Origin of the sequence: Roseateles sp., assembly GCF_036486225.1 — a bacterium.
Classification (GTDB): Bacteria; Pseudomonadota; Gammaproteobacteria; order Burkholderiales; family Burkholderiaceae_C; genus Roseateles.
Window position 1 is genome coordinate 17551 of sequence record NZ_DASVNZ010000026.1, and the last position, 14060, is coordinate 31610.

General features: G+C 68.2%; 14 protein-coding genes. 5 read left to right on the top strand and 9 right to left on the bottom strand.

The window, feature by feature from the left end; genetic code table 11:
- Positions 1–420: 420 nt before the first annotated feature.
- The 3 genes from VF536_RS02475 (at position 421) to VF536_RS02485 (ending at position 1523) form a co-directional block, all read left to right on the top strand.
- The gene (locus tag VF536_RS02475; protein ID WP_331613201.1) at positions 421–852 is read left to right on the top strand and encodes a response regulator; all 432 of its coding nucleotides are present in this window, start codon (positions 421–423) and stop codon (positions 850–852) included.
- A gap of 193 nt (positions 853–1045) precedes the next feature.
- Positions 1046–1258 (top strand): hypothetical protein, encoded by a 213-nt coding sequence (locus VF536_RS02480; protein WP_331613202.1) that lies wholly within the window; start codon positions 1046–1048, stop codon positions 1256–1258.
- Between the two features lies 1 nt (position 1259).
- Positions 1260–1523 carry a hypothetical protein gene (locus VF536_RS02485; protein ID WP_088404996.1) on the top strand — a complete coding sequence of 88 codons (264 nt, stop codon included), beginning with the start codon at positions 1260–1262 and terminating at the stop codon, positions 1521–1523.
- A gap of 19 nt (positions 1524–1542) precedes the next feature.
- On the opposite strand, the gene VF536_RS02490 is transcribed toward VF536_RS02485, so the two are convergent.
- The 9 genes from VF536_RS02490 to VF536_RS02530 form a co-directional block, all read right to left on the bottom strand.
- On the bottom strand, positions 1543–2388 hold the full coding sequence (locus VF536_RS02490; protein ID WP_331613203.1) for an alpha/beta hydrolase: 846 nt from the start codon (positions 2386–2388) through the stop codon (positions 1543–1545).
- Positions 2385–3440 carry a branched-chain amino acid ABC transporter permease gene (locus VF536_RS02495; RefSeq protein ID WP_414710264.1) on the bottom strand — a complete coding sequence of 352 codons (1056 nt, stop codon included), beginning with the start codon at positions 3438–3440 and terminating at the stop codon, positions 2385–2387. Before VF536_RS02495 ends, VF536_RS02490 begins: the two co-directional genes overlap by 4 nt.
- Positions 3441–3498: 58 nt before the next feature.
- Positions 3499–4563 (bottom strand): branched-chain amino acid ABC transporter permease, encoded by a 1065-nt coding sequence (locus VF536_RS02500; RefSeq protein ID WP_331613204.1) that lies wholly within the window; start codon positions 4561–4563, stop codon positions 3499–3501.
- Positions 4560–5351, bottom strand: a complete 792-nt coding sequence (locus tag VF536_RS02505; protein ID WP_331613205.1) for an ABC transporter ATP-binding protein — start codon at positions 5349–5351, stop codon at positions 4560–4562. Before VF536_RS02505 ends, VF536_RS02500 begins: the two co-directional genes overlap by 4 nt.
- The gene (locus VF536_RS02510; protein ID WP_331613206.1) at positions 5348–6103 is read right to left on the bottom strand and encodes an ABC transporter ATP-binding protein; all 756 of its coding nucleotides are present in this window, start codon (positions 6101–6103) and stop codon (positions 5348–5350) included. The genes VF536_RS02505 and VF536_RS02510 overlap by 4 nt, the downstream gene beginning before the upstream one ends.
- Entirely contained in the window at positions 6103–7362 is a 1260-nt protein-coding gene (locus VF536_RS02515) for a hypothetical protein (protein ID WP_331613207.1), read from the bottom strand. The genes VF536_RS02510 and VF536_RS02515 overlap by 1 nt, the downstream gene beginning before the upstream one ends.
- A gap of 34 nt (positions 7363–7396) precedes the next feature.
- Positions 7397–8536, bottom strand: coding sequence for a substrate-binding domain-containing protein (locus VF536_RS02520; RefSeq protein WP_331613214.1), 1140 nt, complete (start codon positions 8534–8536; stop codon positions 7397–7399).
- 246 nt (positions 8537–8782) lie between these two features.
- Positions 8783–10426, bottom strand: a complete 1644-nt coding sequence (locus tag VF536_RS02525; RefSeq protein WP_331613208.1) for a methyl-accepting chemotaxis protein — start codon at positions 10424–10426, stop codon at positions 8783–8785.
- Positions 10427–10610: 184 nt separating this feature from the next.
- Positions 10611–12161, bottom strand: a complete 1551-nt coding sequence (locus VF536_RS02530) for a sigma-54 interaction domain-containing protein (protein ID WP_331613209.1) — start codon at positions 12159–12161, stop codon at positions 10611–10613.
- A 192-nt stretch (positions 12162–12353) separates the two neighbouring features.
- Here VF536_RS02530 and VF536_RS02535 point away from each other — a divergent pair, with 192 nt between their 5' ends.
- Positions 12354–13688, top strand: a complete 1335-nt coding sequence (locus tag VF536_RS02535; RefSeq protein ID WP_331613211.1) for a malonyl-CoA decarboxylase domain-containing protein — start codon at positions 12354–12356, stop codon at positions 13686–13688.
- Between the two features lie 55 nt (positions 13689–13743).
- Positions 13744–14060 (top strand): tripartite tricarboxylate transporter substrate-binding protein (locus VF536_RS02540; RefSeq protein WP_331613212.1); only part of this gene is annotated, 317 nt, incomplete at its 3' end.

Below are 14060 nucleotides of genomic sequence, written 5' to 3' on the forward strand. Positions count from 1 at the left end.
CGGTGATTCTAGGGAGCGCCGGACCCCGGATTGGCAGCAGGGGCCGAACGGGTGGGCGAACCAGGGGCAAGGCCCGGCGCGTGGCGGCCGCCACGACACAGTGGTAAGCAATTGCAAACGGGCGACCGCTCAGGAAGCCTTCGGCTACCTCTTGTCAAGGCCTCCGATTGATGACTTCCGCACACTTGCTAGTCTTCGCGGCGTGCGGCAACAATGGACCCCGTCGTCGCCGAGCAACACACGCTGCCGGTCACACCCGAACGGCGGACGACTTTTCTAGGGAAAACCCGCATCCCGATCGGATCGGGGACGACAAGCGACATGGACAGAAACGACGGTCATCCTTTTTCCGAGAGTTCCGAGACCACGCTGGTCTTGATGACCTCGGACGCGTCCGCCAAGCCCGCGCCCCCGTCCACGATGACCGATCCTTCCGTCTCAGGCCAGCGTCCGGCGCCCGGCGAGCCCTTCGTGCTGCTGGTCGAGGACAACCCGATCAACCAGGTCGTCGCGCTGGAGTTCCTGGCGCTGATGGGTCTGAAGACGCAACTCGCGCGCAACGGCCAGGAAGCGCTGGACCTGTGCGAGCAGGCCGCCCCCAGCCTGGTGCTGATGGACATCCAGATGCCGGGCATGGACGGCCTGGAATGCGCGCGCCGGCTGCGGGAGCAGCAGGCGCAGGGACGGCTGCCGCGTTTCCCCATCCTGGCGCTGACGGCGCATGCGCTGGACAGCGACGTGGCGGACAGCCTGAAGGCCGGCATGGACGAGCACCTGACCAAGCCGCTGGACTTCCTGACGCTGCGCCGCCGCCTGGCGCGCTGGCTGGATCTGCCGCAGCTCAACGACTGACCCCCGCACGGGATCCTTCCGACGAGGGACGAGGCGTCGCCACAACGGGGGGACGCCCGTTATTTCGAGGGTCTTTGACGGCGCGCAAAGCTTCCGCGAATCCCCCGTCGCGGCGCTGGCGTTGAGCGCTGCCTGCGTGCTCCACTTTCGATCCGCACCCGATGTCCGGGTGTCGATGTGAAAGGAATGCTGCATGCCAGTCCCGTTGACCGCCACGTTGACCGACGCCGCCTACGACGACATTCGCTGGGCCGCACGTGAAGACCGTCGTTCTGAAATGGAAGTGATCGACCGCGCGCTCTACACCTACTTCAAGTTGCGCCGCGAGGTTCGGTATGGCCGGATCCTCGGATTTGTCGACGAGGGCCACGAGCATCATCTGAAGACGCAGGTCAACTGGATCTGACATGAGCAGCGAGGACGCGACCTCGAAGGCTGCCCAACTGATCGATGCCAAGGTGGGCATCCCCGAATCTCGGGCAGATGCACGCACCCGCCGAATCAAGGACCTGGGTCTTTTCTTTGTGAGCATCATCATCCTGATGGTGCTCGTCGGCTTCAGCCTGTTCACGCTTCGAGACCAGTGCGTGATCGACGAAAACCGCCAATGGGCGTTGTCCACGCTCACCGCCGTGTTCGGGGGCGTATTGGGGTGGCTCATCAAGCGATGAGCCCTCGCATGTCGCACGCTCACCCGCTCTCAAGAAACCGCTGCACGATCGCGAAATGCTCCGGCACGTTCAGCGCTGGCGCGTGGCCGCAGCCCGGGATCACCACCACCTCCGCCCGCGGCCCGCGCACGCGCATCGCGTCGGCCGTCTCCGGCAGCAGAAGATCCGAGCTCTCGCCGCGCAGGCAGAGCACCGGCAGACTCAGCGAGTCCCACTCGGTCCAGCGCTTGTAATCGTCCGGATGGACGAAGAACTGGCGGACCATCGCCGGGTCGTAGTGCGGCGTCACGCGACCGTCGGGCAGCCGACGCACGGAGCTCTCCGTCAATCGCCGCCATTGCGCGTCGCTCATCCAGCCGTAGGGCTGGTAGATCTGGCGGAAGTACTGTTCCAGCTCCGACACCGTGTCGAAGGCCGACGGCGACCCCGCGTAGCTGCGGATGCGCTGGATCGCCGGTTCCGCGAGTTCCGGGCCGATGTCGTTGAGCACCAGCCGACGGACGCGCCCGCGCAGCGAGGTCGCCGCGGCCAGCAGTCCGATCGCGCCGCCCATCGAGGTGCCGATCCAGTGGAACTCCGACAACGCCAGCTGATCGACGAGCGCCACCGCCAGCTTCACGTAGAACGCGAGACAGTACTCGTGGTCCGGATCCGGACTCCACTGGGACAGCCCTCTTCCGAGGGTGTCGGGACACACCACGAAGTAGCGCCCCGTCCCCGCGAGGTGGGCCGCCAGTTCGTCCATGTCGCGCCCCGTGCGCGCCAGGCCGTGCCAGGCGATCACCGGCTCGGCGCCCGGTTCGCCCCAGGCCTGGAGATGAATCTCGCGGCCTTCGCAGCGCAGGTAGTTCGACGTCGACTTCACGATCCCCTCCTCGCCTGCCGCAGGCGCCCGACCAGTCCGTTCGGGAAGTGATACACGGCCAGCACGAACAGCACGCCCAGCCACAGCAGCCAGCGCTCCGGGGAGATCAGCTGCGACAGCACCGGCACGCCCTCCACCGCCGATGCGCCGATCCGCATGAGGTCCTGCAGGTAGCTCTGCGCCAGCACGAACAGCGCGCTGCCGATCACCGCGCCGTAGATCGTGCCCATGCCGCCGATCACGACGATCAGCAGGATGTCCAGCATGATCTCGAAAGACAGCGACGTGTCCGGTCCGTTGTAGCGCAGCCAGATCGCCAGCAGCGCGCCGGCCAGCGTGGCGAAGACCGCCGCCAGCAGCGTCGACAGCGTGCGGTAGGTCACCAGCCGGTAGCCGATGGCTTCGGCGCGGAAGTCGTTGTCGCGGATGGCCTGCAGCACGCGGCCGAACGGCGAGTTGACGATGCGCAGCAGCGCCAGCACCAGCACCACGGCGACGACGAACAGCAGGTAGTAGGTCAGCAGCCGGCCGTCGATGGACACCCCCAGCACGGGATCCTCGAGGAACTCGGTCGACGGCGAGAGCAGGTCCGGGAGCCGGAAGTTGAGCCCGTCCTCCCCGCCGGTGAAATCGGACAGCTGCGAGGCCAGGCCCTGGAACGCCGCCGCGACGGCCAGCGTGATCATCGCGAAGAAGATCGCCTTCACGCGCAGCGAGAACAGCCCGATGACGAGCGCGAGCAGCAGCGAGACCGCCAGCGCGCCGCCGATGCCGACGGCCAGCGCCGCGAAGCCCGGCTCCATGCGCGAGCTCGCGATGGCGACACCGTAGGCGCCGATGCCGAAGAACATCGTGTGCGCGAAGCTCACGATGCCGGTGTAGCCGAGCAGCAGGTCGTAGCTGCCCACGAGCACGATGAACACGAGGATCTTGGCCGCCACGTTGAGCGCCTTGGTCCCCGGAAACACGAACGGCGCGAACGCGAGTCCGAGCACCGTGAGCAGCAGCAGCGCCGCCAGCACGCGGCTGCGCGGCAGGTCGTGTGACAGCATGGCACGGGGCAGAGAACGGAGCAGGGATCGGAGGAGGTTCATGGGAAGGCGGCTCCGATCAACGGTGGCCGACCGGATAGAGGCCCTGCGGCCGCCACAGCAGCACGGCGACCATCAGCCCGATGTTGGAGAACAGCGCCACCTTGGGCGCGAGGAAGCCGCAGTAGTTGGCCATCAGGCCGACCAGCAGCGCGCCGACGAAGCAGCCCAGCGTCGAGCCCAGCCCGCCGATGATGATCACGATGAAGATCAGCGTGTTGACCTGTGCGCCGATCTGCGGGATCACGCTCTGCTGATAGAGCCCCCACAGCACGCCGCCCAGCCCCGCCAGGCCGGAGCCGGCGACGAACACCGCCACGAACAGCCGCCGGATGCGGTAACCGAGGCTCTCGACCATCTCGCGGTCCTGGACGCCGGCGCGGATCAGCAGGCCGAGCTTGGTGCGGTTGAGCAGCCACAGCAGCCCGATGAAGACCGCGAGGCCGACGACGACTGCCAGCAGGCGGAACTTCTCGACCGCCACATCGCCGAGCACCAGCGCGCCGCGCAGCGACTCCGGCGGTTGCAGCGGGATCATCTGCGCGCCCCAGACCAGCTTGATCAGTTCCTCCCCGATGATCATCCCGCCCATCGTGATCAGGATCTGCTTCAGGTGCATGCCGTAGACGGGACGCACCAGCACGCGCTCGAAGACCAGGCCCAGCGCCGCCGCGCTGACGATGCCCGCGAGCGCCGCGACGGCCACCGCGGCCAGGTTGACCGTGAGCGACGGACTCGACACGAAGCCGCCATAGGTGTTCATGGGGCCCATCACCGTCGTGGCGACGAAGGCGCCCAGCGCAATGAAGACGCCGTGGCCGAAGTTCAGCACGTCCATCAGGCCGAAGACCAGCGTCAGGCCCGAGGCGATGACGAAGACGATCAGCCCCATCGCGAGGCCGGCGATCGTCAGCGTGGCCCAGCTCGACATCGAGCCGATCAGCGGCAGGGCCGCCAGCGCCAGCACGACGACCAGCAGCAGCGGGATCGCGTCGAAGCGCGCTTTGGGCACGGCGTCGGTCGGGCTCGATGTCGATGTCGATGTCGATGTCGATGTCGACGTCTGAGTCGAAGTCGGGGTCATTGGTGTGCCGCCAGGGAAAGTCCGAGCAGCCGCTGCTGCAGCGCCTCGTCGTCGGCCAGATCGGCCATGCGACCGGCATGCGCGACGCGGCCGTCGTCCATCACGGCCACGCCGTCGCCCAGCGCGCGGGCGACCATGAAGTTCTGCTCGACCAGCAGCACTGTCGTGCGCGCGCCGTCGCGGCCGCGCTTGATCTCGCCGAGCGCGTCGATGAGGTTGCGGATGATCGCCGGCGCGAGCCCCTTGGTCGGCTCGTCGATCAGCAGCAGCCGCCGCGGCTCGACCATCGCGCGCGCGATCGCCAGCATCTGCTTCTGCCCGCCACTGAGCTTGCCGGCCGGATACAGCCAGAACTTGCGCAGCGCCGGGAAGAGCCCGAACAGCCAGTCCAGCCGCGTGGTGTCGAGATCATCGAGCGAGCGCGCCTTCCGCGCGGCGAGCAGCAGGTTCTCGCGCACCGTCAACTCGCCGAAGATGCCCATGTTCTCGGGCACATAGGCGATGTCCAAGCGCGCGATCTCCGGCGTCGGCACGGCCTGGATCTCGCAACCGTCGAACAGCACGCGGCCCGCGCTCGCGCGCCACAGCCCCATCACCGTGCGCAGCGTCGTCGTCTTGCCGGCGCCGTTGCGGCCGAGCAGCATCGTGACCTCGCCCTCGACGACGGCCAGATCGACGCCGTGCAGGATGTGATACGCCCCGATGTGCGTGTGTACGCCTTCGAGCCGCAGCAGCGGCGTGCTCGCGGGCATGCTCGCAGGCGCGTTCGTCGTGGCGGCGACGCTCATGCGACCTCCGGCATCGCCAGCCCCAGATAGGCGTTCTGCACCACCGGCGAAGCGATCACCGCCTCGGGCTCGCCATCCGCGACGAGCTGCCCGTTGTGCAGCACGACGATGCGATCGGCCAGCTCCCGCACCACGTCCATCTTGTGCTCGACCAGCAGGATCGTGTGCGTCCCTTCCGCCTTCAGCGCGCGGATCAGGTCGAGGATCACCGGCACCTCGTCGACGCTCATGCCTGCGGTCGGTTCATCGAACAGGTAGACCTTGGGCTTGAGCGCCATCAGCATCGCGACCTCCAGCTTGCGCTGGTCGCCGTGCGGCAGGCTCGCGGCCGGCAGATCGATGCGATGACCGAGCCGCACGCGCTCCACGATCACGCGCGCCTCATCGAGCAGCTCGCGATGGTTCAGCCAGACGGAGAGCATCCTCAGGCCCTCCCCGCGCCGCGACTGCACGGCCAGGCGCACGTTCTCGAGCACGCTCAAGGTCGGGAACAACTGCGTCAGCTGGAAGGCGCGGCCCAGGCCGCGCCGCGTGCGCAGCGGCGCGGCCAGGCGCGTCAGGTCCTCGCCGTCGAGCAGCACCCGACCCTCGCTTGCGCCAAGCTGCCCCGAGATCAGGTTGAAGTAGGTCGTCTTGCCGGCGCCGTTGGGCCCGACGATGGCCGTCAGCGTGCCCGGATGGAAGGTGCAGCTGACGCGGTCCACCGCCGTGTGACCGCCGAAGCGGATGGTGAGGTCGCGGGTCTCCAGCATCAGGGACAGGTGCCGATCACGTAGTAGTTGGGCGCGGTCCGCTTCAACGTCGTGGTGACGAAGATGTTCCACAGACCCATGGCCTGGTTGGAGCCGTTGGCGTAGGTGATGCCGTACAGCGCGTACGCGCGGCCGGAGATCGAGTGGTTGTAGTTGGACGCGGTGAAGCAGGTCGCGGGCGTGCCCGGATCACCAGGATCACCAGGATCGCCGGGGTCGCCGGGGTTGCCCGTCGTTCCGCCGGCGACCTTGTCCACCATCGCCTTGATTGCCCCGATCTGCGTGCCGGCCTTCTGCGCGAAGTTCGAGCCGTACCAGCCGACCCAGTCCCAGCAGCCGTTCGGATTGGGCAGCAGGCCGCTGGCGGCGGTCGACCGCGAGGTGTTGTCGACCTTCGTCTGCGGGAACAGGACGACGATGTTGTTGGTGTCGGCCCAGCGTGAGAAGCCGGTGTTCCTCACGAACTTGTCGCCGATGGTGGCGTAGTTCTGCTGGCAGCCATGCAGCGCGACATGCAGCTTGCAGACCTGCCCCGCCGCGCAGTTGGCCGGCACATAGGCCCAGCCGGTCGCGGCCAGGCCGGGGTTGGTGCTGAACGCGGTCTGGTCGAACTCGATGTAGTTGGCCGCGGCGGGGCTGTTGTTGCGCGCGCTCAACGTGCCGTAGAGCTTGGTGAGCACCGCCTTCGCGCCGTCGTAGCCGCAGTTCGCGATGTAGGGCGACGCGCTGCTGCCGCAGCCGTTGTTGCCGGTGGCGTCGAAGTCGGTCGGCAACACGTGGGCGGCGCCGCTGCGCTGGACGTATTCCAGGTTGGCCGCCGTGACGCCGTTGTTGAGGTACTGCGTCTGCACCGCGTTCATCGGATTGGGCCCGACGGTCGTGTCGCTCAGGCCGACGAACAGGAAGACCTTCTGCGAGGCGACGTTGCTCTTGGCGTCGATCGCCGTGCCGCTCCAATTGTTGAGGTCGGCCTGCATCGTGTTCAACGCGGACGACGAGATCGTCGCGTTGTACATGCAGGCGGTGTAGTTGCTGTGGCCGGCGCAGTTGTACGGCCCGGCGGCGAACACCCCGATGCCCTTGAATGTCGATGAATGCGCGTAACCGAGCTGGTTGGCCATGAAGCCGCCCGAGGACAGACCCGAGACGGTGATCTGGGTCTTGTCGATGTTGAGCGAGGGCAGCGGTACGGCGGCGTGGGCCCCGCCGGCGAGCGCCATCGCGGCAGCGAGCGAACGGATCAGAACGGAGAACTTCATCGGAAACCTCCTTGATGTCGACGGACCTTCGTCTCTATCGCTTGTTGCGGACGGGGATGTTCATTTCCTCGGGTTTGATTTCGCGTACCAGTTCGGGCACGCCCCAGGCGAAGGCCGGATCCACCTTGATCTTGAAGTGGTACATCGACTGCATCGCCTGGTGGTCCTCGGGCCGGAAGGTCATGCGGCCCTTGGGCGTCTCGAAGCTCATGCCTTCCATGGCCTTGATGAGCTTGTTCGTCGCGGTGTCGCCGCCGGTCTTCTTGAGCGCCTCGACGACCGCGATCGCCGCGCTCATGCCGCCGGCGGTGAAGAAGTCGGGCGGCGCCTTGAACTGCTTGTAGTGGTTGGCCACCAGCCACTCGTTGACCGGGTTCTTCGGGATGCCGAAGTAGTAGTAGGTCGCGCCCTCCATGCCGGGGAGCGCCTTGTACGCGGCCATCGCCGGAAGGATGTTGCCGCCGGTGGCGATCTCGATGCCGTAGCGTTTGAGATCGAGGTCGGCGATCTTGAACGGGTTGCCCGCGCCGGCCCAGATGATGAAGATCACCTTGCGGCCGGGCTGGTCCTTGAGCCGGTCGATGAGCCGCTGCGCGCCGGCGGTGAAGTCGGTCGTCGTCGTGGGTAGGTATTCCTCATGGACGACCTTGGCCTTCTTGATCGCGTCCTTGAAGGCCTTCACGCCATCGCGGCCGAAAGCGTAGTCCTGCGCCAGCGTCGCGATCACCGTGCCCGGCTTGTCGAGCGCGACCGCGTTGGAGATCGCATCCTGCGAGCTGTTGCGGCCAGTCCGGAAGATGTACTTGTTCCACTTGTCGCCGGTGATCGAATCGGCGACGGCCGGCTCGACCAGCAGGATCTTCTTGTACTCCTCGGCCACCGGCAGCAGCGCGAGCGCGACACCCGACGAGGACGGACCGACGGCGATGTCCGCCTTGTCGTCACCGTAGGCGGCGGCCAGCAGGCTCTTGCCGACGTCGGGCTTGCCCTGGTCGTCCTTCTCGATGACGACGAGCTTTCGGCCCGCCACCATCATCGTGCCGCCGGTCGCGTAGTCCAGGCCCATCAGGAAACCGGTCTGCGTCTGCTTGCCGTAGGCTTCGAGCGGGCCGGTGCGGCTGTAGACATGGGCGATGCGGATCTCCTTGCCTTGCGCGAGCGCGGTGGTGCTCATGCTCAAGACGGCGGAAAGCGCCAATACCGCGCCAGTCGCGGCGCGGAGGAAGCCGTGGGTCATGGAACTTGTCTCCTGTGGGCGGACCGGTCGTGCGCCGGCCTCGGGGTTCCCACGTCGCAAGGTCCGTGCCGACGTCGGCAGGCCAGAAACGACGACGCCGCTGTCTGGAATCCAGACAGCGGCGTACGGCGAGAAGCGAAAGGTGTCTGGAATCCGGTCAATGTCCAGACATCGGACAGCGCCTCAGGTGCGGAAGGTCGCGACGTGCTCGTTGAGCAGGCGGGCCTGCTGTTGCAGCGACTCGGCGGCGGCGGCGGTCTCCTCGACCAGCGCCGCGTTCTGCTGCGTCATGTCGTCCAGGTGCTTCACGGCCTGGTTGATCTGAGCGAGGCCGTCAGACTGGCCGGCGCTCGATTGGCTGATCTCGGCGACCGTGCCGCTGACCTGCTGCACCGACTGCAGGATCTGGCCCATCGCCTCACCGGCGCGGCCCACCTGCGCACCGCCCGCGTCGACACGGGTGACCGAGTCGTTGATCAGCGCCTTGATCTCCTTGGCCGCGTTGGCGCTGCGCTGGGCCAGCGCGCGCACCTCGGAAGCGACGACCGCGAAACCGCGGCCCTGTTCCCCCGCGCGGGCCGCTTCGACCGCCGCGTTCAACGCCAGGATGTTGGTCTGGAAAGCCACACCGTCGATGACGGAGATGATGTCGGCGATCTTGCGGCTGGCGCCGGCGATGCCGTCCATGGTCTGCACGACCTCGCCCATGACATCGGCGCCGAGCTTGGCCCGATCGGCCGCGCCGATGGCCAGCTGGTTCGTCTGATGCGCGGCCTGCGCGGAGTGTGTGACCTGCTGCGTCAGCTCATGCATGGACGCGGCCGTCTGCTGCAGGCTGGACGCCGCCTGCTCGCTGCGTTGCGAGAGATCCTGGCTGCCCATCGCGACTTCGCGCGAGGCGTGCTGGATGGAGTCGGTGGCGTCGCGGATCGCGCGCACCAGATCGCTGAGACGACCCTGCATCGCGGCGACCTGCGTCAGCACCTGGCCGATCTCGTCATTGCCCGCGCTCTGCCCGCCGACCACCTGCGCGCGCAGGTCGCCGTTGGCCACGGCTTCGACCACCTCGCGCATCTGGTTCAGCCGACGCTTGAGGCCGCGGGCGAACCACTCGACCGCGACCAGCGCGGCGATGCCCACGGCGATCACCAGCACCAGCGCGACCGTCGCATCGCGACGCGCGATCCCGGACACGTCGTCGATGTAGACGCCCGAGCCGATCACCCAGCCCCATTGCTTGAAGCCGGCGACGTACGAGCGCTTGGGCTCCGGGTCCTTGGCGCCCGGCTTGGGCCACAGGTAGTCGACGAAGCCGCTGCCCTGCGCCTTGACGGTGTCGACGAAGGCGACGAACAGCTTCAGGCCGTTCGGGTCCTTGTTGCCGGACAGGTCCTTGTCGTTGAGCTCCGGCTTGATCGGATGCATGACCATCTTGGGCGTCATGTCGTTGATCCAGATGTACTCGTTGCCGGAGTAGCGGATCTTGCCGATCTCGGCGGCGGCCTGCTTCTTCGCATCGGCCTCGGTGAGGCCGCCGGCGCCGATCTTGTCGAAGTAGCGCTTGGCGATCTGCTCGGCGTTCTTGACCTGCTCGACCGTCGTGATCATCTTGACGTCCAGCAGGCTCATGGCGGAGCGGTGGCTCAGCCACATCACCAGCACGACGAAGCCGACCACCGCGGCCAGCACCGCCACGCGCAGCTTGGTGGCCAGCGTCCAGGCCCGGGGGGCTGTCGCCTTCGAGGTCGAGGCGAAGGTCGAGGTCGTCCGGGCGCCGGAAGGCGCGTCCGCATGGAATCCAGTCGCGGTCGTGGTGAGCGTGTTCATGAAGTCTCCTGGGCGGGCCGGTCCATCCGGTCCTCATCTTCTGCCCTGACCTCGAATATGCGCATGTCGCACACCGTGCGGCAAGCCCCTCGAACCCTCGAAGAAGCCCATGAACACAGGCCAAACGTGACGATGTGGCGTCGCATCAGCGCGCCATGCCAAGCGCCGGGCGTTGCCGTACGCGTCAGGCAGAGGCGAGCTCGGGATACTTCGCCAGCTTCTCGTAGAGCGTCGCGCGGGAGATCGCGAGCAGACGCGCCGCTGCAACGCGGTTGCCGTTGGTGCTCCTGAGCGCCTGGGCAATGGCGGCGCGCTCCAGCTCGGCCTTGCGGGCTGGCAAGGTCTCTGTTGTTGGACCGAGCACACGTTGCGGCGACCGGTACCCCTCCTCGCTCCCACTCCTGCGCATGCGCGGAAGGGCGCTCGGAGGGGCACCGGCCTCCGCAACGTCCGCACCGCTCGTGGTGATCGCCTCGATGGCCGCGGCCGTCGCCGCCGCCGACTCATGGAGTCCGAAATGCCTCGGCAGCAGCTCATCCTCGTCGCTCATCAGGAAAGCCTGCTCCAGCGCGTTGCGCAGCTCGCGCACATTGCCGGGCCAGGTCTTGCCTTCGAGGGCCTGGAGGGCCGCGGCGCTCAAGCGCTTCTGGGCAAGACCGCTGCGCCGCGCGATGTCGGCCAGCAGCACCTCGACCAGCGCCTCGATGTCCTCGCAGCGCTCGCGCAGCGCGGGCAGCCGGATCGGGAGGACATTCAGGCGGTAGAACAGGTCGGCGCGGAACTCACCGCGCCGCACCATCGCCGCCAGGTCCCGGCTGGTCGCCGCGATCACGCGGACGTCGACCTTCACGACCTCGTTGCTGCCCAGCGGCTCCAGTTCCTGCTCCTGCAGCACCCGCAGGAGCTTGGCCTGCAGCGCCGGCGGCATGTCGCCGATCTCGTCGAGGAAGAGCGTGCCGCCGTCGGCCAGTTTGAACTTGCCGTCGCGCCCCTTGCGATCGGCGCCGGTGTAGGCGCCGGGCGCGACGCCGAAGAACTCGGCCTCCAGCAGCGTCTCCGGCACGGCGGCGATGTTCACCGACACGAGCGGCCTCGCGGCCCGTCGGGAGGCCGCATGGATGGCATGCGCCAGCAGTTCCTTGCCGGTGCCGGTCTCGCCGAGCAGCAGCACCGTGGCCTCGGTCTGCGCGACGCGGCGCGCATGGCGCTTCACTTCGACCGCGGCCGGACTGGCCCCGACGAAGTCGACGATCCGGTGCTTGGCGCGCCGGTTGCGGGACTGCTCGGCGGCCAGTTGGCGGCGCGTGTCGTCGAGCTCCGCCTGCAGGCAGGCGAACTTGTTCATCAAGGGCTGCATCGTGGTCTCGGGATGGTCCAGCAGGACCATGCCCATCGCGCCGATGACGTCGCCACCGGGGCCGCGCAGCGGCAGCCGGCTGACGAGGAAGGTCCCCGCCTTGTTGGTCAGCAGGTCCACGAGGATGGGCTGCCCGGTGTCGATGACCTGCGCCATCAGGGTGTTGGGCACGACCTCCTCGACGCGGCGGCCGACGAACTCGGATTCGTCGCGGAAGCCGAGCGCGGGCAGGAAGCGCTTGTAGCCTTCGCTGATCCAGACGACGCGGTGCTCGCGGTTGACCACCATCGCGCCCTGCGCGGTGCTGGCCAGCACGTCGAACATCGACTGCGCCGCCAGCCGCAGCACCGCCTCGGCATCCTGGGGAATGTCGTTCATGGCCTGTCTCCTGGACCTTCGTCCTGGGTCCGGGTCGGGCTGCCGCCACGCGGTGCCGCCTCGGATCTGATGCGGACCAATGTAGCAGCCGCCTCGCCGGTGCGAAGGCCGTCCCGGGAGACGAACGCCCTGGGGAATCCCCGGGTCGGGCATCGAGCCACGCGGGAGGCGATCCGGCTATAAACCGCCCTCATGGCCATCGTGGATTCCTGGACCTCGGCGCGCGCGGCAAGGCAGGTGCTGTCGCTGGCGCACAAGCTGCTGTCCGAGCGCGGACAGGCGAACAGCCTGAGCCTGGCCCACGACCTGATCGGCCGGATGGGCGCACTGCCGCCGGACGCGTGGCCGCCCGTCTTCGACAAGCTGGCCGCCGATTTCAATCCGGAGCCCGGCGCGGTGCTGCGTGCCGCGCAGGCCTATGCCGACGCGCCCGGCACCGACACGCTGCGTCAGTTGACCGGGCTCAGCGAGCCGCCGCGGCAGGAGCTGTTCCGCCGCCTGAACCGCGCGCCCGGCGGCACGGGCACGCTGGTGCGGATGCGCCGCCGGCTGCTGGAGGGCCTGTCCTCGCACCCGGACTGGCGCATGGTCGACGCCGACCTGCTGCACCTGCTGTCCTCGTGGTTCAACCCGGGTTTCCTGGAGATGCGACAGGTCGACTGGCACTCGCCCGCGCACCTGCTGGAGCAGATCATCCGGCACGAGGCGGTGCACGCGATCGACGGCTGGGACGACCTGCGGCGCCGGCTGCTGCCGGACCGGCGGCTGTTCGCGTTCTTCCACCCGCAACTGCCGAACGAGCCACTGATCTTCGTGGAGATCGCGCTGCTGCCCGACATGCCGGACGCGATCGCGCCGCTGATCGCCAAGCGCAGCGAGGCGATGCCGCCGAACAGCTTCAAGGCCGCCGTGTTCTATTCGATCAGCAACTGTGAGCCGGGCCTGCGCGGGGTCTCGCTGGGCAACTTCCTGATCAAGCGCGTGGCCGAACACCTGCGGCGCGAGCTGCCGAGGCTGAAGCTGTTCTGCACGCTGTCGCCGATCCCGGGCTTCGCGACCTGGTTGCAAGCGCTGCGGACGGCGGACGACGCCGCCTCGGGACGCGCCCTTTCCACCCCGTCCGCGCTGCCCTCGCCCCTGGCCGACCTGCCCGGACTGAAACCCGCGCAGCGATCGCGCGCAGCGGAGGCGCTGGAGCGACTCAAGCACCACTCGCCGGCCGAGCTCGCCAGCCCGGCGGCGCTGGACGACGAGGCGCTGCAGGCCGACCTGCGCCGCCTCGCCGCCGTGTACCTGATCGGCCAGACGCCACTGCCGGGCGGCGACCCGGTCGCGCGCTTCCATCTCGACAACGGCGCCCGGCTGGAACGGCTCAACCCCGGCGGCGACCGCTCGGCCAAAGGGCTGAAACAGTCGCACGGGATGATGGTCAATTACCTCTACGACCTCGACCGCATCGAGGAACATCACGAAGCCTTCATCCAGGGAGAGATCGCGACGGCGCGCGCCGTCGGCGGTCTGCTCTGACCCTTTCACCTTGCCTACCGACACCGCGGCCCGCAGAGGCCCACAGGAGACACGCATGACCCAGACTTCCACGACCCGCCGCCGCCTGCTGGGCGCCGCCGCCCTGGCTTCCCTCTCCGCCGCGGGCGCGGGGATCGCGCCGTCGGCCTTCGCGCAGGCCGCCTGGCCGAGCCGGCCGGTGGTCATCGTCGTGCCCTTCCCGGCCGGCGGCGGCACCGACGCCTTCGCGCGGCCGCTGACCGCGGTGCTGACCAAGCAGACCGGCAAGCAGTTCATCATCGACAACAAGGGCGGCGCCGGCGGCACCGTGGGCGCGACCATCGCGTCCAAGGCCGCGCCGGACGGCTACACCTTCTTCATGGGCGCGGTGCA